Consider the following 21,390-nt stretch of genomic DNA (forward strand, 5'->3'; position numbering starts at 1 on the left):
TGCGGGACGGGAACGTGACGCAGGCCAGCGCTCAGCGCTGCGCGGTTTTCCAGCGCGGAGAATTCCACGGCTCGGAATTGGCAGGCGCCAGCATACCCCTGCCCAGCACGTGATCGGCGGCCTTCTCGCCCACCATGATCGAGGGCGCGTTAAGGTTGCCATTGGTGATGCGCGGGAAGATCGAGCTGTCCGCGACACGCAGCCCCTCAACCCCGATCACCCGGCATTCCGGGTCGACCACCGTCATCGGATCATCCCTGCACCCCATCTTCGCGGTGCCACAGGGGTGATAGGCGCTTTCCGCATGCTCGCGGATGAAAGCGTCGATTTCGTCATCGCTTTCAATGCCTTGTCCGGGCTGGATCTCATGCTTGACGAAGGGCTCAAAGGCCTCCTGCCCAAAGATCTCGCGCGTCAGGCGCACGCATTTGCGGAATTCTTCCCAGTCGTCGGGATGCGACATGTAGTTGAAGCGGATGACCGGCGCTTCCCTCGGATCGGCGGACCTGAGCGTGATGGCGCCGCGGGATTTCGACCGCATCGGCCCGGTATGGGCCTGAAACCCATGCCCCTCGGCCGCTGCCTTACCGTCATAGCGCACGGCGATCGGCAGGAAATGGTACTGGATGTCGGGGTAGTCGACGCCCTTGTCCGACCGGATGAAGGCGCAGCTTTCGAATTGGTTCGAGGCACCGAGACCCGTGCGGGTAAAGAGCCACTGCGCACCCACGAAAGCCTTGCCCCAGAGGTTCCAGTATTTATAAAGCGTGATCGGCTGTTTGGAGGCGAATTGCATATAGATTTCAAGGTGATCCTGCAGGTTGGCACCCACACCTTTGCGATCCGCGACAACATCAATCCCGTGTTCCGCCAGATGCGCCGAAGGCCCGATTCCCGACAACATCAACAGTTTCGGCGTATTGATCGACGAGGCGGCGAGGATCACCTCGGCGCGGGCCGAAATCACCTCGACCCGGCCTGACCGTTCCACCTCGACCCCGACCGCCCTGCCCTCGCGGATCACCACCTTGCGGGCAAAAGCCCGGACCAGAGTGCAGTTTTCGCGCTTCAGCGCGGGTTTCAGATAAGCGTTTGCCGCCGACCAGCGCTGGCCCTTGTGGATCGTCGCCTCGAAGGGCCCGAACCCCTCCTGTTTTTCGCCGTTATAATCCTCGGTGACCTCATAGCCCGCCTGCCGCCCGGCCTCGACAAAGGCATGGAACAAAGGGTTCTTGCGCGGCCCACGCGAAACATGGAGGGGGCCGGAGCGGCCCCTGAATTCGCTGGCGGTCCCGTTGCCGCCATGCCAGGTCTCCATCCGCCGATAATAGGGCAGGACATCGGCATAGGACCAGCCCGAGGCCCCCGCCTCGGCCCAGTGGTCGAAATCCTTGGCGTGACCCCGCACAAAGACCATGCCGTTGATCGAGGACGACCCGCCGATCACCTTGCCGCGCGGCGTGGCCAGTTTCCGATTGTTCAGATTCGGCTCGGGCTCTGACTGGAACCCCCAGTCATAGAGCGACATGTTCATCGGATAGGAGAGCGCACCCGGCATCTGGATGAAGGGCCCTGCATCGGTTCCACCATGTTCGATGACGATCACGGATTTACCCGCCTCGGCTAGCCGATAGGCCATGGCGCAGCCACCGGACCCGGCACCTACAACGACATAATCGGCTTCCATCATCGTCTCCACTTCATCCCGGGTGAACACCGCCACCCTCATTCCTTCCGTTCTAGACATCTCCACCCGACGGCCCGGGCCGCGCGGGTGGGTGGCCGGTGCGCGGGCCGGGCCGTCGACCTGACCTCTCAGTAGGGCGCTTCGACCGCGCCCATGCCGACATAGACCGACTTCACCTGACTGTAGTGCTCGATCGCAGCCTTGGAGTTTTCGCGCCCCACACCGGATTGTTTCACCCCGCCAAAAGGCGCCTCAACGGGCGCGAGGTTATAGGCATTGATCCAGCAGGACCCGGCCTGAAGCTCCGCGATCACCCGATGCGCGCGGGTCAGATCACGGGTAAAGATTCCCGCCGACAGGCCGAATTCCGTTGCATTGGCGCGGGTTACAGCCTCTTCCTCATCTTCGAAATCCAGTACCGCCATCACCGGACCAAAGATCTCTTCCCGTGCGATGGTCATCTCGTCCGTGACATCGGCAAAGACGGTCGGTTCCAGATAGAAGCCGGAATTGACCGGGCCGCGCCCGCCGCCGGTGATCAGCCGCGCGCCCTCTTCCTGCCCTTTGCGAACATAACCCAGCACCTTCTCAAGCTGCGCCTCGGACACCAAGGGCCCCATCTGCGTCTCCTCGTCCAGAGGATCGCCCAGACGGATCGCCTGCGTGCGCTCCTTCAGCCGGGCAAGGAACTGCTCCTTGATCCCCTTCTGAACAAAGACACGGGTGCCATTGGAACAGACCTGCCCCGAGGAATAGAAGTTCCCCAGCATCGCGCCGCCCACCGCATCCTCGATATCGGCGTCGTCAAAGACGATCAGCGGCGACTTGCCGCCCAGTTCCATCGTCACATGCCGCATTCCGGCAGCGGCCGTGGCATAGACCTTCTTGCCGGTTTCGACCGATCCGGTCAGCGAGACCTTCGCCACGCGCGGGTCCGAGATCAGCGCACCCCCAACAGCGCCACGCCCCTGGACGACGTTATAGAGTCCTGCGGGTAACCCGGCCTCAACCAGAATTTCCGCCACTTTCAATGCAGATAGAGGTGTCACTTCAGATGGCTTGAAGACCATCGCATTGCCGAGCGCCAAGGCAGGCGCGCCTTTCCAGCACGCGATCTGGGTCGGATAATTCCAGGCACCGATGCCGACGCAGACCCCCAAAGGCTCGCGGATCGTGTAGACGAAATCGCGGCCAAGCGGGATCGTTTCGCCAGTAACGGTCGGCGCCAAACCTGCGAAGTATTCCAGCGCATCGGCCCCCGACGTCGCATCGGCCACCAGCGTTTCCTGCAAAGGCTTGCCGGTGTCGAGCGTTTCCAGCTCCGACAATTCCCGGTTCCGTTCGCGCATCATGTCGGCGGCGCGACGCAGGATGCGGGCGCGTTCGACGGGCTGGCGCGCGGCCCAGTCCTTCTGTGCGCGCTCAGCCGAGGTCAACGCGCGATCGATGATCGCTGGTGTCGCTTCATGCAGTCGGGCGATCACCTCGCCCGTCGCAGGATAGACAACGTCGATCACCGCGCCCGCAGTGTCTTCCAGATAGGCGCCATCGACGAAATGGCTGGCTGTCGGTTGCGCCTTCATCGGGCCTCCAGTTCGCGGTCGAGATAGTCGGTGACGATGGCGGCCGCGGCGGCCCCGTCGGGCGTGCCATGTTTCAGCGCCTCGCGGATATAGACCCCGTCGATCATCGCGCCGATACCGCCCGCAAGCGCCTCGGCACGGTCGCCGACCAAGCGTTTCAGCGCATGTACGAGGTTCGACTGCATCCGCCGCTGATAGACCTGCAGAAGCCGCGCGGCCTCTTCCTGCTGCTGGGCCAATACGTAAAAGTTCAGCCAGGCGCCGATCACTTCGCGCCGGAAGTTCGATGTGGTGAAGCTCGCCCGGATGATACCGTTGATGCGGCCACGCTCGTCATCAGCGGCAGCCAGCGCGCCCCGCACCTCGGCCCCATAGAGCGTCAGGACATGGCGCATCGCGGCCAGGAATATCTGTTCCTTTGACCCGAAATAGTGATGGGCGAGCGCCGAGGACATGCCTGCGCGTTTCGCGATCTGGCTGACCGTCACGTCGAGCGAGCCGGTACGGCCGATCTCGGTGATCGTCGCCTTGACCAAAGCCGCCTTGCGAATCGGCTCCATCCCAACTTTCGGCATGACTCGCCCCCTTCTAACGATTCACTCGCTATCCGACCTTTTATTGACTCGTCAATCAAGAAAAATCGACCCGGTGACGTCGTTTCTTTCAGAATCCCCTTCCCTCGACTAGGCTCAGAGCCACAAAACGCCGGATTCTCGGCAAGGAAGAAAAAAACCCTTGCCAGAAACGGTGAATTGTAAGTTTATTGACTCGTCAATCAAGAAAACAGGGAGCAACCAATGACCTTCACCAAGACCCTGCGGGCGACCTTGCTGGCTTCGGCCGCGCTGACCGCCGCCGTCCCGGCCTTCGCCGCCGGCTGCGACACCGTAACCTTCTCGGATGTGGGCTGGACCGATATCACCGCCACGACCGCGGTCACGACGACGATCCTCGGGGCGCTCGGCTACGACACGGACGTCAAGGTCCTGTCGGTGCCCGTCACCTATACCGGCCTTGCCGAAGGCGATATCGACGTGTTCCTCGGCAACTGGATGCCGACGATGGAGGCCGATATCGCGCCCTATCGCGAGGCAGGCACCGTTGAGACCATCGGACGCAACCTCGAAGGCGCGAAGTACACGCTGGCCACCAACAAGGCCGGCGCCGACCTCGGCATCACCGACTTTGCCGCGATCGCCGCGCAGAAAGATGCGCTAGAGGGCAAGATCTACGGGATCGAGCCGGGCAATGACGGTAACCGCCTGATCATTGACATGATCGCGGCAAACCAGTTCGGCCTTGAGGGCTTCGAAGTGATCGAAAGCTCTGAACAGGGGATGCTGGCGCAGGTCGGCAATGCCGACAGTGACGGCAAGCCGATCGTCTTCCTCGGCTGGGAACCGCATCCGATGAACGCCAATTTCGAACTCACCTACCTGTCAGGTGGCGACGATGTCTTCGGCCCGAACTACGGCGGCGCCGAGGTCTTCACCAATACCCGCGCAGGCTATGTCGGCGAATGCCCGAACACGGGCAAACTGCTCACCAACCTCAGCTTCACGCTGGCCATGGAAAACGAGATCATGGGCGCGATCCTGAATGATGGCGAAGCGCCGGAGGATGCGGCCAAGGCTTGGCTCGCGGCCAATTCCGATGTGCTCGGCCCCTGGCTTGACGGGGTGACGACGAAAGATGGCGGCGACGCGATGGCCGCCGTGCAAGACGCGCTGAACTGACGCCACCGCCCAGCTCGCGCGACCCCCTCTCCGCCACCCTCCCTGCGGCGGAGAGGGGAAATGCCGACAACAAAAATAATGAAGAGGCGGCTTTCCGGGCCGCACGTGCCTTCGGGGGATGAGAAATGGAATGGCTCGAATATCTCTGGCTAGAGAACTACAAGATTCCTGTCGGAAAGGTCGCCAAGACCCTCTTCGACTGGATGAAGGACAATCTGAAACCGGCCTTCCGGCTTATCTCGGATGTCATGGATGGGATGATCAATGGCATCCTCTGGCTCCTCGAGACGCCGCATCCGCTGTTCATCGTGGCGATTTTCGTCGGCATCACCTGGCTCGTGCAGCGCAGCTGGAAGACGTGCCTTCTGGTCTTGCTCGGCTTTCTCTTCATCCTCAATCAGGGCTACTGGGACGAGACGATGCAGAGCATGACGCTGATCCTGTCCTCGTGCATCGTCTGCATGGCCGTGGGCGTGCCCATCGGCATCGCCGCGGCGCACCGACCCCGGCTTTACACCGCGATGCAGCCGATCCTAGACCTGATGCAGACGTTGCCGACCTTCGTCTACCTGATCCCGGCGATCATCTTCTTCGGTCTCGGCATGGTGCCGGGCCTCTTGGCGACCGTGGTCTTCGTCCTGCCCGCGCCGATCCGGTTGACGCATCTTGGCGTCTCCTCGACGCCCAAGGCGCTGACCGAAGCACTGACCGCCTTCGGTGCCACCAAAAGTCAGGTCCTGTGGAAGGCTGAATTGCCTTACGCCTTCCCGCAGATCATGGCGGGGCTGAACCAGACCATCATGCTGTCGTTGTCGATGGTCGTCATCGCGGCGCTGGTGGGCGCCAGCGGCCTTGGCGTGCCGGTCATGCGGGCGCTGCAATCGGTAAACACCGCACTTGGTTTTGAAAGCGGTTTCGTCATCGTGGTCGTGGCCATCGTGCTCGACCGGATGCTGCGGCGGGGGGATATGTGATGGGCGCGGAAATACAGAACGGAACCGGCATCGCCGTCGAGTTCGACAAGGTCAATATCGTGTTCGGTGACCATCCCGAACGCGCCCTGCCGATGATGGATCAGGGCATGAGCCGCTCGGATATCCAGAAGGAAACGGGACAGGTCCTCGGCGTTCATGATTGTTCGCTGACCGTGGCCAAGGGCGAAATCCTTGTACTTATGGGTCTTTCCGGTTCGGGCAAATCGACACTTCTGCGCGCGGTGAACGGGCTCAACCCGGTCTGCCGGGGGTCGGTCACGATCCATGATGACGGCTGGAGTTGCGAAGTGGGCGCAGCATCGGTGCCCGACCTTCTCAAGGTGCGCCGCGAATGCGTGGCCATGGTCTTCCAGCAATTCGGTCTTCTGCCCTGGCGGACGGTGCGCGAGAATGTGGGCCTCGGACTTGAACTGGGCGGCCAGTCGGCCGCAGTCCGGCAGGCGAAGGTCGACGAACAGCTTGCGCTTGTGGGCCTCTCGGACTGGGCCGAGCGCAAGGTGGGTGAGCTGTCGGGTGGAATGCAGCAGCGCGTCGGCCTTGCCCGCGCCTTTGCGACCGAGGCACCGATCCTTCTGATGGACGAACCCTTCTCGGCCCTCGATCCGCTGATTCGGACGCGGTTGCAGGACGAATTGTTGGAGTTGCAGGAAAAGCTTCACCGCACGATCATCTTCGTCAGCCACGATCTGGACGAGGCCTTCAAGATCGGCAACCGTATCGCGCTGATGGAGGGAGGTCGGATCGTGCAATGCGGCACCGCGCGCGAGATCATCGCCAATCCGGTGTCCGACTACGTGGCCGACTTCGTGGCGCATATGAACCCGCTTGGCGTTCTGCGCGCCTCGGACATCATGGAACCCGTGACGGTCCGCGCCCCGAACACGCCAGAGGTCGACCCGGAAGCGCCTGTACGCGATGTGATGGAGCGCCTGCGCGAGGTCCCTGCCCTCGCCGTGACCGATGGCGGCAAGACACTTGGACGCATCACGCGGGAAAGCGTGATCGGTCGGTTGCTCGACCCGCGCGGCTGAGCCGTTACAGGTCTTAGCCTGTCCTTTCTGCCGTCAGGTCGGAGGAGTAGTCCGGTCGCCAACAAACGATGCGCGGGTGTCGTGACACAGCGTTTCGCGTTCACTCGCCGCTGCCCGCCCCGGTGCATGTCGGGCGGTGGAGAAATGCGGGGCCGCAACACGGCCCCGCATTCAATGCGTTACTTGAGCAGTTCAGTCCAGATCGCGGTATAAAGATCGGTCGCTGACTGCGGGCATGTCGGCAGGAATTGCCCGCCCGCCGCAAACTCTGCCGGCGTTACAATCTCGGGTGCGGTCTTCATGTCTTCGGGCATGAATTCCTCGGACCCGGCGACACCGTTTGCATAGCGTGCAAAGCTTGAGATCATCGCGGCATTTTCAGGATCGAGGATGAAGTTGATGAACTGGTAGGCTTCATCGACGTTCTGCGCGTCCGACAGCAGGGCGACCGAATCCATGAACAACGGATAGCCCTCTTTGGGATAGCCATAGACGACGTCCGGATTGTTGATCCGGGCGCGCATCGTGGATCCGTTCCAGTTCACCGAGGCCGCATAGTCGCCCGAAGACAGCTTGTCGGTCGTGCCGTAGTCCATCGACAGCCATTTCGGCTTGGCCGCCATCATCTTGTCGCGGACCTTCTTCAGCAGTTCGAGGTCTTCTGTGCAGGCCTCGCCTCCAATATTGAAGATCGCCATATTAATGACATCCGTCATCTCCGGCACGACGTTGATCTTGCCCTCCAGTTCCGGTGGCGGATCCATGAACAGTTCAGATGTGTTCACGTCACCGGAATAGACACTGGTGTTAACGGCGATCCCCACCGAACCCCACTGCCACGGCACCGAATACTTCCGGGCCGGATCGCAAGCGTGACCGTTCCGTGATGCCCGTCCGGCGCGACCGCAAGCAGATCGCCCGTTCCGATACGGATCTGGCCAGACTTGACCGTCCCATCCAGAAAGACCGTTTCGCCAATAAAATCGGCGACAAACCGGTTGACCCGACGTTCATAGATTTCGTGCGGCGTACCTACCTGCAAAAGCGCGCCGGCCGACATGACGCCGATGCGGTTCGACATCGTCAGCGCCTCTTCCTGATCGTGTGTGGCGAAGATGAATGTAACCCCAGTCTCCGCCTGAAGTCGCTTCAGCTCGCTCTGCATCTCCTTGCGCAACTTGAGATCGAGCGCCGAGAGCGGTTCGTCCAGCAGCAGAACCTGCGGTTCCGGCGCCAGCGCCACCCGTTGCTGCTGTCCGTCGGACAATTGCTGCGGCAGGCGGTTTGCGAAATCCTCGAGCTTGACCAATGCAAGGACACGCTCGACCGCGCTCGTCACTTCAGCGGCGGGCTTTCCCAGCATCTTGAGCCCGAAGCCGACATTCTGCGCGACGGTCAGATGGGGAAACAGGGCGTAGGACTGGAACACCGTGTTCACCGGACGCTGATTGGGCGGCGTATAGGTGATGTCCTGCCCGGACAGGAAAATCGCCCCCGATGTCGGGGTCTCAAACCCTGCAATGCACCGAAGCAACGTCGTCTTGCCGCACCCGGATGGACCCAGAAGTGTGAAAAACTCACCTTTGGCAATGGCGATCGACACATCGCCGAGCGCAGTCACCGCGCCGGCGCCCGCCCCTTAGATCTTGCCAACGTTGCGAGCGTCAATTGCGGTATCTGTGCTCACGTCCTGCCCCATGCCGTTCACTCGGCTATGTCTTCCGAATCTATGCAAGATTTCCGTTAGATTATGTTGGGACGTGCAATTTCGGCGTCGGACGTCGCGATGTTCAGATGGACCGGCCGCCTTGCGGGCGCGAACCGCGTCAGACGCCCAAACCCCGCAGAATTTGAGTGCGGGATATGTCGGCCCCTGCAGGGAATCTCGAAAGTAGCGTCGTTAATCTATCCGTTCACCGCCTCGGAGCGGTTCATGGGGCGATAGGCGGCGTAGGCCAGTTGGATCGCAATCTGGTCGGCGATGAACCGTGCGTCATGCCAGACGCCCCAGATGAAGGACGATCCGCGCCGGGACAGCCAGGGCAGCCCGAGGAAATAGACGCCTGGTTCCGTCGAAACACCACGCCGGTGGTCGGGCTGACCGTTTTCGTCAAACGCATCGACCTGCAGCCACCCATAATCACGCGCAAATCCGGTCGCCCAGATCACCGACGTTATCCCTGCCCCCGCCAGATCAAGCTCGCGGATAGGATTGGTCAGGCAGTCCGGATCGGGCCGGATATCCCGCGCGGCTGGGTCAGGCGGAAAGTCCAGCCCGTGACGCGCGACATAGGCGTCGGCTTCATCGAGAACCGACAGGTAGTTCCGGTCACCCTGTTCGATATTACGCCTCAGGTCGTCGGAAAACCGCAGGACGCCGTCCTCATAGGCTGCCGTCCGGCCGACAAGCGTAATGCCCGACGCCGCAAAACGCCGGAAATCCACGGTCTGACCGCCATTCGCACCGCTGATCGCGACGGTGACATGCTCCGTGCCGGGGGCCGGTGTCTGCAGGTCCCATTTGCCAAGCACACCCAGCCACCAGACGAAATCCCGGCCGCGATAGCTGCGTGGCGTCCGGTCATGCGGTCCGACGGACAGATAGACCTTGCGCCCGGCCGCCATCAATTCCTCGGCGATTTGCGCCCCGGAAGACCCCGCCCCGACCACCATCACCGCACCATCGGGCAATTGCGACGGGTTACGATAGGCGGCGGAGTGGATCTGCATCACCGCTGCATCCGACGGGATCAGGCTGGGAATGACCGGCACCTGAAACGGCCCGGTCGCGGCGACGACATGACCCGCTTGCAGGGTGCCTTCCGATGTCTCCACCTCGAATCCGCTCTTGCCTTCGACTTTGCGGACCCGCGTCACCTCGACCCCGCAACGGACCGGCGCGCCGATCTTGCTTGCATAGGCCTCGAAATAGTCGGCGACGGCCTCTTTTGGAACGAACTCATCCGGGTCATGCTTCGTAAATTCCATGCCCGGAAAGCGGTCGTGCCAGGCAGGACCGTTGGCCACGAGCGAATCCCACCTTTCGCTGCGCCAGCGTTCCGCGATGCGGCTGCGTTCAAGAACCACATGGCCAATGCCATGCGCGCCGAGATGTTCGCTCATCGCGATCCCGGCCTGGCCGCCACCGACGACCACCACATCGACGTTTTCCGTTATCATTGGCTTTGTGTCCTGTTTCAGCCCATAGTTTCGCGCAGGCTCGGGTGATGGACCTTAGACAGATCGCCGGACCACTGAAAAATACGGAATGCCACAGCATTGATTAGGCATTGCCTAAAGCCTTACGCGCCCGAAGGCCCGGCCTTATTAGGAAACGCCTAATCCCTGCTGAGAAAGTCCGTACTTTCCGACCGGCGCGTGCCACCCGATCCTGCAAGGGGAACGACTCTGCGCGGAGAACGGGACATGGCGATGGACGGAAACGGGCCAGAGGTCGTGGCGCTCTTGCGCGCGGCGACCAACCGGTCGTTCGAACAGGCGACCGCAATGCCGCCCGAGGTCTACAGGACGCAAAGCTTCCTCGACCTTGAGATCGAGCACATATTTTCCAAGGAATGGTACTGCGTCGGACGCGCCGACAGCCTGCCGGGGGCCGGCGATTACCTGACCTGCGACCTGGCGGGTCAGCCGATCGTCGTCCTTCGCGATCAAGAGGGGCGGCTGCGCGCGCAATCCAATGTGTGCCTGCATCGCATGTCCACCCTCTTGTCCGGCCGTGGCAATACCCGCTCCATCGTCTGCCCCTATCACGCATGGACCTACAATCTCGACGGTCGCCTGCGCGGGGCCCCGGCCATGACGCGGAACGAGGGCTTCTGCCGCGACGCCTACCGGCTGCCGCAGGTCCGCTGCGAGGAATGGCTGGGCTGGGTCTTCGTCTCGCTGAACCCCGCGGCCGTGCCCGTGGCCGAGCAGCTGGCGGATGTGGAAAAGCTGGTCGCGGGTTATGACATGACCCATTACACCGAGGCCTTCTTCGAAGAACATATCTGGGACACGAACTGGAAGGTTCTGGCCGAGAATTTCATGGAAAGCTATCACCTGCCGGTCTGCCATGCGGGCACGATCGGCGGGCTCTCGAAGCTCGATGAGATGGTCTGCCCGCCGGGCCTGCCCGCCTTCAACTACCACACGATCCTGAAGGACCCGTCCCTGCGCATCGCCATGGCGCATCCGTCGAATACCCGCCTGAAGGGGGACGAGCGGCGCACGACCTATCTGCTGGCGATCTACCCATCGCTGCTGATCACGCTGACGCCGGGCTATTTCTGGTATCTCTCGCTGCATCCAAAAGGGCCGGGGCAGGTTCATATCCGCTTCGGCGGCGGCATGTCGGACGACTATAAGGACGACCCCGACGCGCAGCAGAATTTCAGAGATCTGAAGGCCCTGCTGGACGATGTGAATGTCGAGGATCGCGGCTGTACCGAGAAGGTGTTTCGCGGGCTTTCCTCCCACCTCGCCCGGCCCGGCCACCTGTCGCATCTGGAACGGCCAAACTACGACTTCGCCACCTATCTCGTCTCGAAAGTCGCGCCATGACCGCACATTCCCTTCCCGACCGGCACGGGCGGTTGCCGGGGTTGCTCGACGGGCTGCGGCTGACGGCGGCCCTGCCTGCCGACCGGCCGATGGGCCTGCACGGGGCCTATTACACCTCGCCAGACCTCTTCGAACTGGAGAAGGCGACGGTTCTGCGGGACGGCTGGCATTGCCTCGGCCGCGCCGATGAAATCCCCGAACCGGGCGATTACTTCGCGGCCCGGCTTCTGGGCGAGCCGCTGATCGTGATGCGCGGCGATGACGCGGTGATCCGGGTCTTCGCCAATGTCTGCCGCCACCGGGGCATGCTTCTGGCCGAGGGGCGGGGGAACGTCAAACGGCTGATCTGTTCGTATCACGCCTGGAGCTATGGCCGCGACGGCGGCCTCCTGCGCGCGGCCCATATGGACAATGCCGGTTTCGACCGGGCCAATTGCCGGCTGGCGGAGTTTGCCTGCGAGATCTGGCAGGGCTTCCTCTATGTCAGCCTTGCCGACACACCCCGCCCACTCGCGGAACAGCTTCAGCCGCTGGCCGAGACGCTGGCGCCCTATGAGACGGGCAGCTTCCGCATCGTGCATTCAGCCGAAGAGGACTGGCAGTGCAACTGGAAATGCCTCGTCGAGAATTTCATGGAAGGCTATCACCTGTCGGTCGTCCATCCGCAGACCCTGCGGGGTTATACCCCGACCGAATTGTGCACCAAGGGGCCGTCCGCCCCGGCCTTCACCAGCTACAATGCGAATTACCCTGACGGAATCCCCAGCCGGGGCAAGGGCGCGCCGGGGCTTGATGACCGCCAGCGCCAACGCTCGTTCCTGTTCAACGTCTTCCCGACGCAGGTCGCCAGTCAGGCCGCGAGCCTTCTCGCGTCGCTCAGCCTGCAACCCGTCAGCGTGGATTGCGTTCATGTTAAGTGGACTCTCTCGGTCTATGGTGACGATCTGGATGCGGACACAATCGCGCAGCGCATCGCGCTCTGGACCGAGGTCAACCGCGAGGACCGGGAGAAGCTCGAAAAGCTGCAACAGGCTCTTGGGTCCTCCCGTGCCGATCCCGGGCCCTTGGCGGGCGAGAATTTCGAAGGGACAATCCGCGACTTTCACCTTTATCTTGCGGGGGCACTGACCCCGGCCAATCCGACCTGACAAGGAGCCCTAAATGGCGCATTACCGCCACCGCAAGTTCAACACCAAGGATACCTATCCCGAACAGAAGCTCGACAACGACCTCTGTCAGGCGGTGGTCACCCAAGGCGGGCGCACCATCTACCTGCGTGGCCAGTGCCCGCAGGATCTGGACACCGCGAAGAATATCGAGAGCCACGATCCCGTGGAGCAGACCCACAAGGTGATGCAGAACATCAGGCAACTGATCGAGGAATGCGGCGGACGGATGGAGCATCTGGTGAAGGTCGTCGTCTACATCACCGATGTCCGCCACCGCGAGGCGGTCTATCGCACGATGGGCGAATATCTTAAGGGCGTACATCCGGTCTCCACCGGGCTCGTCGTCTCGGCGCTCGCCCGGCCCGACTGGCTGGTCGAGATCGACGGCACTGCCGTGATCCCGGATGAGGCGCCATGACCTTCTCGCTCGTCGCCCGCTGCGAGATGACCGGTATGTTCGGGGTCGCGATTTCCTCGTCCTCGCCCGCTGTCGCCGCGCGCTGTTCCTATGCCCGCGCAGGCGTGGGGGCCGTCGCCTCGCAGAACGTCACCGACCCGACGCTCGGGCCTCTGGCGCTCGATCTGATGGAAAGTGGTCTCAGCGCAGCCGAATCTGTGGCCGAGGTGAAACGGCGCGGGGCCTTCATCGAGTACCGGCAGGTTCTGGCCGTGGACCGGACCGGGATGACGGCAATCCATTCCGGGCCGAATTCGCTGGGCATCTGGACGCAAGCCATGGGGCCGAATGTCGCCTCGGGCGGCAATCTTCTGGCCAACGACAGCGTGCCGCAGGCCATCGTCGATGGGTTCCTGTCGGCCAAGGGCCATCTCGGTGACCGGCTGATCGCGGCGATGCGCGCTGGCCTTGCCGCCGGGGGCGAGGCCGGGCCGGTCCATTCGGCGGGCATGAAGCTGGTCGACAAGGTCGCCTGGCCCGTCGCCGACCTGCGCTGCGACTGGACCGAGGACTGCCCGATCGAAGCCGTCGCCACCGCATGGGACGTCTACAAGCCCCAGCTTGACGCCTATGTGCAGCGCGCGCTCGATCCCCGTGCGGCCCCGTCCTACGGCGTGCCGGGCGACGAATGATCCAGGAAACGGGAACTTTCCCTCTCTTCCCTTGATAATCTTGCCGCAGTCGGCCCAACCTGTCCCGGCGAACGGAAATCTTACCCGGGCCCCGGAATCACGATGCTGAGATTCACATTGCGGCAGCTGGAATACTTCGTTGCCGTCGGCGAAAGCGGCAGCATCGCGCTGGCCGCAGCCAAGGTGAACGTGTCGTCACCGTCGATCTCCGCCGCCATCAACCAGCTTGAAAAGGAACTCGGCCTGCCGCTCTTCGTTCGCCAGCATGCGCAGGGGCTGTCGCTGACGCTTGCGGGCCGGCAGTTGATGACACAGGCCCAGCGGGTGCTTTCCGACGCCGAACAGCTTGTCGATCTCGCGGGCGACATCGCGGGCAGCGTGCGCGGGCCACTGGCTCTGGGCTGTCTTCTGACCTTCGCGCAGGTCGTCGTACCGGCTCTTCGGGCCTCGTTCGAACGGCTCTACCCGGACGTGCGGATCGGGCAGACCGAGCTGAACCAGTCCGAGATCTTCAGCAAGCTCCGGCGGGCCGAGATTGACGTCGCCCTGACCTATGATCTCGATCTACCGGCGGATCTGAGGTTTCAGACGATCACATCGCTGCCGCCCTACGCGATCTTCGACGCGGGCCATCCGCTGGCCACGCGCGGCTCGGTCGAGGTGGCCGATCTTGTCCCCTACCCCATGGTCCTTCTCGATCTGCCAATCAGCTCAGACTATTTCCTCGCCTTCTTCTCCCGCGCGGGGCTGAAGCCCAATATCGCCGAACGCACCCGTGATTTCGCCGTCATGCGCAGCCTCGTGGCGAACGGCTTCGGCTATTCCATTGCCAATGTCCGACCGCTGAACGACCTCGCGCCTGACGGAAAACCGCTGCGCTTCGTTCCCCTGTCGGGACAGGTGCGGCCGATCAATGTCGGCATCCTGACGACGCCCGATGCGGCGAACGCCAATATCATCCGCGCCTTCATCGACCATTGCCGCACCGCCCATGCGGCGGGCCAGATCCCCGGGCTGAGCCTGAAACCGGTCGGGGAGAACGCGCCTTGAAACTTGTTCTCGAAACGCTCGACCGGCTTATCGCGTTCGACACGATCAGTGCCCGGTCCAACCTTGCGCTGATCGGGTTTGTCGAGGCCTTCTGCCGCGAAAGGGGTGCCGAAACCCGCCGGATCAGCGGCACGAGAAGCGACAAATGCGGGTTGATCGCCCGGTTCGGTCCGGACCGGGAGGACGGTATTCTCCTGTCCGGCCACACCGATGTCGTTCCCGCCGAAGGGCAGAACTGGACGCGTCCCCCTTTCGCGCTGACCCGCGAGGGCGACCGTCTCTTCGGGCGCGGCACGACCGACATGAAGGGCTTTCTGGCCTGCATGCTCGATGCCGCCGACACCGCCGCCCGCGCGGACCTCACCCGACCTCTCACGCTCCTCTTTTCCTACGATGAGGAAATCGGCTGCGTCGGCATTAAGGAAATGCTTCCAGAGCTTAAAACCCTGCTGAGGCCGCAACGGCTCTGTATCGTGGGCGAGCCGACGGGAATGCTGGTCGCCACGGGCCACAAGGGCAAGGCCGCGCTCAAGGCGCGCTGCACCGGCCAAAGCGGCCATTCTGCCCTCGCCCCGCATTTCGTCAACGCCCTGCATCTGGCCAGTGACTTCGTGACCGGTCTGCGCGGGGTTCAGGCATGGTTCGAGGCGAACGGCGCGCGGGACGCGGCTTATGATGTGCCCTATACGACCCTTCACGCCGGTCGCATGACCGGCGGCACCGCGCTGAACATCGTGCCGGACCGGGCCGAGGTTATCTTCGAATACCGCTACCTTCCCGCCGATGGCGACGCGGCCGTGTTGTCGCGCATCGAAAAGATGGCAGAAAGCATTGCCGCATCCTATGCCGGGCAATGGGACGGGACCGCCATCGCCATCGAACGCCTGAACGCCTATCCCGGGCTGGAGATCGCGGCGGATGCGCAGGCGGTGCGGCTTGCCTGCGACCTTTCTCCGGTGGCGGGCATCACCAAGGTGGCCTTCGGGACGGAGGCGGGCGTCATCGGCGCGCTTGGCATCCCGACCGTCGTCTGCGGTCCCGGCTCCATGGCCGGTCAGGGCCACAAGCCGGACGAATATATCGAGCTATCGCAGTTGAGCGCCTGCAAGGCCATGCTGGACCGGGCCGTCGGCACCCTGACCTGACTACCGGGTCCCGGTCAGCCCCGCGCCATCCACCTGTAGAACCCCGACAAGAGAAGGGGCGTCGTGTACATCGGAATCTGGTAACAGCCGATGAACATCAGCACCTGATCGGTCACAGAGGGCGGCAGCGCGATCAGGAAAAGCGCGATGTTCCGATTGCCCGCGACAATCGCCAGCGATGGCAGATCGTGGCCCACCCCGCACCGCCCCAGCGCAAAGGCTGCAAGGACCTGACCGCCGATATTCACCACAAAAGCGAGCGCGAGCCAGCCAAGAAGCACGTCAGGCGCCGTGCGCAATGCAGGGCCGATGGCCGACATCAATCCGACGACGACCACCGCCATCGCCAGCGCCGACGCCCCGTCGAGCGCGGCCATTCCCGCAGGGCCGGGATTGACGAGCACAGTCTTGCGCAAGGCGAATGCGGCAAGGGCCGCCACGGCAATAACCATCAGAAGCCGCGCGGCAGGCAACAGCACCTCCGCCCCCCGCCCCAGCGCGGGCATCAGGTGAAAGACCGGTATGACGGTCAGCGGCAGCAAGGCCGTGCCCACGATCAGCAGCCGGAAGGCCGGCGCAGGGTCGGCGCCCGAGAGGATTGCGAGGTTGGGGCTTCCAGCAATCGAGGCAGCGCTGAGGACCAAGACCACCGCCAGCGCGGCAGGCGTCGTCGCGATACCCGCCGCATGGGCGATGCCAACCGCCAATAGCGGCAGGACAAGCTGGTAGATCAGCACCGTGAGAACTGCCGGCAGCGTTCTTTGCAGCGACCCGGCAAGCCGCCCCGGCCCGACCCGCAATGCGGCGAGAAACAAGAGAAGCGCCACCAGATCCCGCAGCCAAGGCTTCATCGCCTGCGCCAGCCCCGGCAGCAAGGCCCCGGCCAGCAGGCCGAGGATCAGGAACAGTCGCCCATGCTTTGCGGCAAGACCCAGCCCCGCGACGACCGCGTTCACCCCTGCCGCCTCATCCGCCGGGTCGCTGGATGATGTTCTCAGGCAGCCACGTCGCAAGCCCGGGGAAGGTGATCAGGACAAAGACCATCACCACCATGATCAGGAACATCGGGATCGCCGCCTTAGCGATGAAGTTCATCTCATGCCCCGTCATGCCCTGCAGCACGAAGAGATTGAAGCCGATCGGCGGCGTGATCTGCGCCATCTCGACCACCACGACGATGAAGATGCCGAACCAGATGATGTCGATGCCCGCCTGACGGATCATCGGTTCCACCACCGCCATTGTCAGCACGACCGACGAAATACCGTCGAGGAAACAACCAAGCACGATGTAGAAGACGAGAAGCGCCATCAGAAGTTCCAGTCTGGTCAGCCCCAGCGACCCGATCCATGTGGCCAGTGCGCGCGGCAGGCCGGTGAACCCCATCGACAAGGAGAGGAACGCCGCGCCCGCAAGGATCAGCGCGATCATCGCCGAGGTGCGCGTGGCTCCCATCAGGCTATCCTTCAGGCTCTGCCAGTTGAGCGACCCCTGTGCTGCCGCCAGCGCCATCGCGCCCAGCACCCCGAAGGTCGCGGCCTCGGTCGCGGTGGCGAAGCCGAGATACATCGACCCGATGACAAGGGTGATCAGCAGAAGAACCGGGATCAGGAAGCGGGAATTCTTTAATTTTTCGGCCAGCGTCGTTTCCGGTTCGGGTGTCGGTTCAAACCGGGAGGACAGGCGCGAATAGATCGCGATATAGCCCATGAACATCGCGGCCAGCACTAGGCCCGGCAGGATACCCGCCATGAACAGCTTTGAGATGCTTTCGTTGATCGTCACCCCATAGACGATCAGTGTCAGCGACGGCGGGATCATCAGCCCCAGCGTCGCTGCCCCGGCAAGCGTGCCGATCACCATCGGCTCAGGATAGTTGCGCTTCATCAGTTCGGGGATCGACATCTTACCGACCGTGGTCAGCGTCGCCGCCGATGAGCCGGAGACGGCGGCGAAGACGGTGCAGCCCACCACGTTGGTGTGCAAAAGCCCCCCGGGCAGCCGTGCCATCCACGGTGAAAGACCGCGGAACATGTCCTCGGACAGCCGGGTTCGGTAAAGGATCTCACCCATCCAGATGAAAAGGGGCAAGGCGGTCAGCGACCATGAGGAGGAGGACCGCCAGATCGTCGTCATCATCGCGTCGCCGACGGGCCGGGTGGTGAACAGCTCCATTCCCACGAAGGCGACGCCCAAGAGCGCCAGGCCAATCCAGACGCCCGACCCAAGAAGCATAAAGAGCGTGAAAAGAAAGATCGCCAGAGGCCAGAATTCCTGTGCCATTCCCGCCCCCTATTCCGCGTGGCTCTGAACCGCGACATTGTCACGGATATTGTCGCGCCCGGTCAGGATTAGCGTGATCAGGTTGTCGACGAAGGCCACAGCCAGCAGGCCCGCCCCGAATGCGACCGGGATCTGCACGATCCACAAGGGCGTCGCGTCCTGCCCCTGGCTGACATCGTTCAGCTTCCACGACCAGTAGACCAGCCGGATCGCGTACCACGACAGGAAGAGGGTGGCCGCCGTGCCGACCAGCAGGCACCAGAGCTCGCCCCAGTACCGGCGTTCCCCGAGCGCGTTGAGGAACAGGCCCACGCGGATATGGGCACCGGAATTGAGCGCTCCGGCGAAGGCGAGGAACGAGGCCGCCGCCATCAGGTAGCCCGCATAATCCGTGGCCCCCGGGAAGGTGAAGGATGACCAGCGCGCGATCATCTGCACCACGATCACGCCCAGCATTGCGACAAGGCAAAGTGCGGCCATCGCAGCCGAAGCGTCATAAAGCCGGTCGAGCGCCCGGCGCAACACGCCGGTACGGGGTGATTGATCCACTTGGATATCCTCCGTCGCGGGTGGTGCTGGGCCTTTACCCGGCACCACCCATGCCCTGTTACTGGGCCATATAGGCGTCGACCACGGCTTTGCCGGCGTCACCGGCGGCGGCAATCCACTCTTCGGTCATCGTGGCACCAAGACCCTTGAGCCCGTCCTTGAGTTCGGCCGAAGGCTCGGACACGGTCATGCCGTTCTCAGCCAGCGTCGCCAGATACTGCGCCGTCAGTTCGCGCGCCCGCGCCTCGCCCGAGGAAGCGGCCTGCGCACCGCAATCCATGATCGCAGCCTTGCCCGCATCGTCGAGCCCGTTGAAGCTGTCCTTGTTCACGAAGATCGTGTTGCGCGGCAACCAGGCCTGCACGTCATAGAAATGCGTGAGGCTCTCCCAGACCTTGGAATCGACGCCGGTCGAGCCCGAGGAGATGAAGCTTTCCGCAACGCCCGTGGCAAGCGCCTGACTAAGCTCCGCCGCCTCGATCTGCACGGGCGTCATGCCCGCAAGTTCGGCAATGCGCGCGGTCGCGGCATTGTAGGCGCGGAACTTCACGCCCGCCATGTCGGCAACCGCATTGACCTCTTTCTTGAAGTAGAAGCCCTGCGGCGGCCACGGCACGGAATAGACATAGACGAGGTTCTGTTCATCCAGCGCCGCGACAATCGCGTCCTTTGCGGCTGCGGCCAGCTTGTTGCTGTCATCGAAGGAGGTCGCGAGGAAGGGGATCGAATCCACTCCGAACATCGGGTTTTCATTGGCATGGGCCGAAAGGAGACGCTCGCCGATCGGGGCCTGCCCGGTCTGCACCGCGCGCTTGATATCGCTGCCCGAGAAGAGCGAGCCGTTCGGGTGGACCACGATCTCCAGCGCCCCGCCTGTGCCTTCCGTCACGCATTGGGCAAAGGTCACGCCATTCTCTGTGTGATAGTTCGTGGCCGGATAGGCCATCGGCATGTCCCATGTCTCGGCGGCAGCACCGGTAGCGGAAAGCGCCGTCGCGGCGAGCAGATAGGTCAGTTTTTTCATCTCGTTCTCCCTGATTGATTGTTGTGGTCGTTCCTTTGGCTTCTTTGTCCGGTGTTATTGAAAGCGGTCAGGCGCATAGGGCGCAAGGTTTATATTCGGGGCCGTGCCGGCAATGAGCTGCGCAAGGATGCGGCCCGTCTTCGGCCCACCGGTCAGCCCGACATGGTCATGGCCGAAACCGAGGAAGGCCCCTTTGATGCCCGGCACCGCGCCGATGACAGGCGTGGAATCGCTGAGCGAGGGACGATGCCCCATCCATTCCACCGTCTCTTTCCACGCGATCCCCGGGATCGCCGCGCGGATCGAGCGTTCCAGTAACCGGAAAGGCGCGCGAGAGGGCGGCGCGTCCAGCCCGCCGAACTCGACAATGCCTGCCAGCCGCAAGCGCCCCTCCATCGGCGTGACGACGAACTTGCCCGAGGCCACCATCACCGGCGAGCGTGGTATGATGTTCGGCTCCCACAATTCCAGATGATAACCGCGCTCGGCTTCCAGCGGCACCTTCAGGCCCAGCTTTTCGGCGATGGGTTTCGACCAGACCCCGGTCGCGAGAACCGCAGCGTCGCAGGCGATGGTCTCGCCCCCGACCCGAACGCCGGTCACGCAGCCTTTTTCCCGCACGATATCAGTGACTTCGCCGATGACCAGCCGCGCACCCTCGGCCTCGGCATGGGCGGCAAGGTCCTTCACATACCGGCCGGGGTCCGCGATGCGGCCATGGTCTTTCAACCGCGCGGCGCATCCCAAGGCGGGCGAATAGGCCGGGTCATAGGCACGGAACGCCTCGCCTTCCAGAAGATCCCACTCGATGCCGTGCTCGGCCCGAACCGACCAGCCAAAGGCGTCGCCCTCGTAATGCGCCCGGTCGTTGTACAGAAAAAGGTAATCCGCCGGATGCAGCCATTTCTCGGCCCCCGTCCCCTTCGACAAGGCCTGATGCTCGGCAAGGCTGTCACCGATGATCGGGGCCATCGCCGCCGCCCGGCGTCGCACGGCGTCGGCATTGGCATGACCAAGGTAACTGATGAGCCATGGCGCGAGTTTCGGCAGATAGCCCCATTTCAGGAACAGGGGCTGGTTCGGATCAAAGAGCATTCGCGGCGCTTTGCGCAACAGACCCGGCACCGTCACCGGCACGATGGAGCAGGAGGCAAGCACCCCGCCATTGCCATGGCTCGTGCCCTCGCCCGGCCCCTTGCGGTCGATCAGGATCACCCGGTGCCCGCCCCGTTGCAGCCAGATCGCGGTCGAAACACCGACGATGCCTGCGCCGATTATGGCGACTGTCGATCCGGCGCTCATACCGTCCGCCCCCTTGGCTGGACGTCTTCGTCGCGGACCCGCCCGGCCTGCGTTACAGCGCGTTGCGCCTGCGGGCCAATGATCATCCTGTCAAAAGCGTCCATGCTTGGCAGCCTCCCGGTTGCGACCAGAATGCCTGCCACATTGCATCATCTCAAATACTAATATTTCGCGACTCCATAAT

The 21,390-nt window shown here is 63.1% G+C and carries 19 protein-coding genes and 1 pseudogene; 9 read left to right on the forward strand and 11 right to left on the reverse strand.

Annotated features, from left to right (window positions below):
* Window positions 1–31: 31 nt before the first annotated feature.
* From betA to betI, 3 genes are all read right to left on the reverse strand, one after another.
* Window positions 32–1,687: a choline dehydrogenase gene (betA, locus tag QKW60_RS07180; RefSeq protein ID WP_282367787.1), complete on the reverse strand. Its 1,656-nt coding sequence runs from the start codon at window positions 1,685–1,687 to the stop codon at window positions 32–34.
* A gap of 128 nt (window positions 1,688–1,815) precedes the next feature.
* Window positions 1,816–3,270 (reverse strand): betaine-aldehyde dehydrogenase, encoded by a 1,455-nt coding sequence (betB, locus tag QKW60_RS07185; protein WP_282367576.1) that lies wholly within the window; start codon window positions 3,268–3,270, stop codon window positions 1,816–1,818.
* Window positions 3,267–3,845, reverse strand: coding sequence for a choline-binding transcriptional repressor BetI (betI, locus tag QKW60_RS07190; RefSeq protein WP_282367578.1), 579 nt, complete (start codon window positions 3,843–3,845; stop codon window positions 3,267–3,269). Before betI ends, betB begins: the two co-directional genes overlap by 4 nt.
* Window positions 3,846–4,067: 222 nt before the next feature.
* Here betI and choX point away from each other — a divergent pair, with 222 nt between their 5' ends.
* From choX to choV, 3 genes are all read left to right on the forward strand, one after another.
* The gene (gene choX / locus QKW60_RS07195; protein WP_282367580.1) at window positions 4,068–5,006 is read left to right on the forward strand and encodes a choline ABC transporter substrate-binding protein; all 939 of its coding nucleotides are present in this window, start codon (window positions 4,068–4,070) and stop codon (window positions 5,004–5,006) included.
* Window positions 5,007–5,131: 125 nt separating this feature from the next.
* Window positions 5,132–5,980 carry a choline ABC transporter permease subunit gene (gene choW / locus QKW60_RS07200; protein ID WP_282367582.1) on the forward strand — a complete coding sequence of 283 codons (849 nt, stop codon included), beginning with the start codon at window positions 5,132–5,134 and terminating at the stop codon, window positions 5,978–5,980.
* On the forward strand, window positions 5,980–7,032 hold the full coding sequence (gene choV / locus QKW60_RS07205) for a choline ABC transporter ATP-binding protein (RefSeq protein WP_282367583.1): 1,053 nt from the start codon (window positions 5,980–5,982) through the stop codon (window positions 7,030–7,032). The genes choW and choV overlap by 1 nt, the downstream gene beginning before the upstream one ends.
* A 179-nt stretch (window positions 7,033–7,211) precedes the next feature.
* Here the strand turns inward: choV and QKW60_RS07210 are convergent.
* The 3 genes and pseudogenes from QKW60_RS07210 to QKW60_RS07220 all read right to left on the reverse strand — a co-directional run.
* Window positions 7,212–7,904, reverse strand: a pseudogene (locus QKW60_RS07210) (extracellular solute-binding protein); the annotation flags it as partial.
* A complete protein-coding gene (locus tag QKW60_RS07215; RefSeq protein ID WP_282367584.1) occupies window positions 7,814–8,653 on the reverse strand; it encodes an ABC transporter ATP-binding protein in 840 nt (279 codons plus the stop codon). The gene QKW60_RS07215 and the pseudogene QKW60_RS07210, both read right to left, overlap by 91 nt.
* 284 nt (window positions 8,654–8,937) lie before the next feature.
* Complete coding sequence (locus tag QKW60_RS07220; RefSeq protein ID WP_282367586.1) at window positions 8,938–10,212, reverse strand: flavin-containing monooxygenase; 1,275 nt, start codon at window positions 10,210–10,212, stop codon at window positions 8,938–8,940.
* A gap of 252 nt (window positions 10,213–10,464) precedes the next feature.
* Here QKW60_RS07220 and QKW60_RS07225 point away from each other — a divergent pair, with 252 nt between their 5' ends.
* The 6 genes from QKW60_RS07225 (at window position 10,465) to argE (ending at window position 16,048) form a co-directional block, all read left to right on the forward strand.
* A complete protein-coding gene (locus QKW60_RS07225) occupies window positions 10,465–11,595 on the forward strand; it encodes an aromatic ring-hydroxylating oxygenase subunit alpha (RefSeq protein WP_282367788.1) in 1,131 nt (376 codons plus the stop codon).
* Window positions 11,592–12,743, forward strand: a complete 1,152-nt coding sequence (locus tag QKW60_RS07230) for an aromatic ring-hydroxylating oxygenase subunit alpha (RefSeq protein WP_282367587.1) — start codon at window positions 11,592–11,594, stop codon at window positions 12,741–12,743. The genes QKW60_RS07225 and QKW60_RS07230 overlap by 4 nt, the downstream gene beginning before the upstream one ends.
* Before the next feature lie 13 nt (window positions 12,744–12,756).
* The gene (locus QKW60_RS07235; protein ID WP_263740709.1) at window positions 12,757–13,182 is read left to right on the forward strand and encodes a RidA family protein; all 426 of its coding nucleotides are present in this window, start codon (window positions 12,757–12,759) and stop codon (window positions 13,180–13,182) included.
* A complete protein-coding gene (locus QKW60_RS07240; protein ID WP_282367590.1) occupies window positions 13,179–13,853 on the forward strand; it encodes a DUF1028 domain-containing protein in 675 nt (224 codons plus the stop codon). The genes QKW60_RS07235 and QKW60_RS07240 overlap by 4 nt, the downstream gene beginning before the upstream one ends.
* 102 nt (window positions 13,854–13,955) lie before the next feature.
* The gene (locus tag QKW60_RS07245; protein WP_282367591.1) at window positions 13,956–14,903 is read left to right on the forward strand and encodes a LysR family transcriptional regulator; all 948 of its coding nucleotides are present in this window, start codon (window positions 13,956–13,958) and stop codon (window positions 14,901–14,903) included.
* Entirely contained in the window at window positions 14,900–16,048 is a 1,149-nt protein-coding gene (gene argE / locus QKW60_RS07250; protein WP_282367592.1) for an acetylornithine deacetylase, read from the forward strand. Before QKW60_RS07245 ends, argE begins: the two co-directional genes overlap by 4 nt.
* 14 nt (window positions 16,049–16,062) lie before the next feature.
* On the opposite strand, the gene QKW60_RS07255 is transcribed toward argE, so the two are convergent.
* The 5 genes from QKW60_RS07255 to QKW60_RS07275 form a co-directional block, all read right to left on the reverse strand.
* Window positions 16,063–17,004, reverse strand: coding sequence for a hypothetical protein (locus QKW60_RS07255; RefSeq protein WP_282367593.1), 942 nt, complete (start codon window positions 17,002–17,004; stop codon window positions 16,063–16,065).
* 10 nt (window positions 17,005–17,014) lie between these two features.
* Window positions 17,015–18,331 carry a TRAP transporter large permease gene (locus tag QKW60_RS07260; RefSeq protein WP_282367594.1) on the reverse strand — a complete coding sequence of 439 codons (1,317 nt, stop codon included), beginning with the start codon at window positions 18,329–18,331 and terminating at the stop codon, window positions 17,015–17,017.
* Between the two features lie 9 nt (window positions 18,332–18,340).
* Window positions 18,341–18,811, reverse strand: coding sequence for a TRAP transporter small permease (locus tag QKW60_RS07265; RefSeq protein WP_282367789.1), 471 nt, complete (start codon window positions 18,809–18,811; stop codon window positions 18,341–18,343).
* Window positions 18,812–18,938: 127 nt separating this feature from the next.
* Complete coding sequence (locus QKW60_RS07270) at window positions 18,939–19,904, reverse strand: TRAP transporter substrate-binding protein (protein WP_282367595.1); 966 nt, start codon at window positions 19,902–19,904, stop codon at window positions 18,939–18,941.
* A 54-nt stretch (window positions 19,905–19,958) separates the two neighbouring features.
* On the reverse strand, window positions 19,959–21,206 hold the full coding sequence (locus tag QKW60_RS07275) for an NAD(P)/FAD-dependent oxidoreductase (protein ID WP_282367597.1): 1,248 nt from the start codon (window positions 21,204–21,206) through the stop codon (window positions 19,959–19,961).
* Window positions 21,207–21,390: the final 184 nt, after the last annotated feature.

The organism is Albidovulum aestuarii (assembly GCF_029961185.1).
In the GTDB taxonomy this organism is placed as follows: Bacteria; Pseudomonadota; Alphaproteobacteria; order Rhodobacterales; family Rhodobacteraceae; genus Albidovulum; species Albidovulum aestuarii.

What these genes read in the sequence shown, in the direction of transcription:
- betB (WP_282367576.1), bottom strand. Translation starts at nt 3,270, where the DNA reads ATGAAGGCGCAACCGACAGCCAGCCATTTCGTCGATGGCGCCTATCTG.
- betI (WP_282367578.1), bottom strand. Translation starts at nt 3,845, where the DNA reads ATGCCGAAAGTTGGGATGGAGCCGATTCGCAAGGCGGCTTTGGTCAAG.
- QKW60_RS07230 (WP_282367587.1), top strand. Translation starts at nt 11,592, where the DNA reads ATGACCGCACATTCCCTTCCCGACCGGCACGGGCGGTTGCCGGGGTTG.
- betA (WP_282367787.1), bottom strand. Translation starts at nt 1,687, where the DNA reads ATGGAAGCCGATTATGTCGTTGTAGGTGCCGGGTCCGGTGGCTGCGCC.
- QKW60_RS07265 (WP_282367789.1), bottom strand. Translation starts at nt 18,811, where the DNA reads ATGGCCGCACTTTGCCTTGTCGCAATGCTGGGCGTGATCGTGGTGCAG.
- QKW60_RS07270 (WP_282367595.1), bottom strand. Translation starts at nt 19,904, where the DNA reads ATGAAAAAACTGACCTATCTGCTCGCCGCGACGGCGCTTTCCGCTACC.
- QKW60_RS07235 (WP_263740709.1), top strand. Translation starts at nt 12,757, where the DNA reads ATGGCGCATTACCGCCACCGCAAGTTCAACACCAAGGATACCTATCCC.
- choV (WP_282367583.1), top strand. Translation starts at nt 5,980, where the DNA reads ATGGGCGCGGAAATACAGAACGGAACCGGCATCGCCGTCGAGTTCGAC.
- choW (WP_282367582.1), top strand. Translation starts at nt 5,132, where the DNA reads ATGGAATGGCTCGAATATCTCTGGCTAGAGAACTACAAGATTCCTGTC.
- QKW60_RS07245 (WP_282367591.1), top strand. Translation starts at nt 13,956, where the DNA reads ATGCTGAGATTCACATTGCGGCAGCTGGAATACTTCGTTGCCGTCGGC.
- QKW60_RS07275 (WP_282367597.1), bottom strand. Translation starts at nt 21,206, where the DNA reads ATGAGCGCCGGATCGACAGTCGCCATAATCGGCGCAGGCATCGTCGGT.
- QKW60_RS07260 (WP_282367594.1), bottom strand. Translation starts at nt 18,331, where the DNA reads ATGGCACAGGAATTCTGGCCTCTGGCGATCTTTCTTTTCACGCTCTTT.
- QKW60_RS07220 (WP_282367586.1), bottom strand. Translation starts at nt 10,212, where the DNA reads ATGATAACGGAAAACGTCGATGTGGTGGTCGTCGGTGGCGGCCAGGCC.
- QKW60_RS07240 (WP_282367590.1), top strand. Translation starts at nt 13,179, where the DNA reads ATGACCTTCTCGCTCGTCGCCCGCTGCGAGATGACCGGTATGTTCGGG.
- choX (WP_282367580.1), top strand. Translation starts at nt 4,068, where the DNA reads ATGACCTTCACCAAGACCCTGCGGGCGACCTTGCTGGCTTCGGCCGCG.
- QKW60_RS07225 (WP_282367788.1), top strand. Translation starts at nt 10,465, where the DNA reads ATGGACGGAAACGGGCCAGAGGTCGTGGCGCTCTTGCGCGCGGCGACC.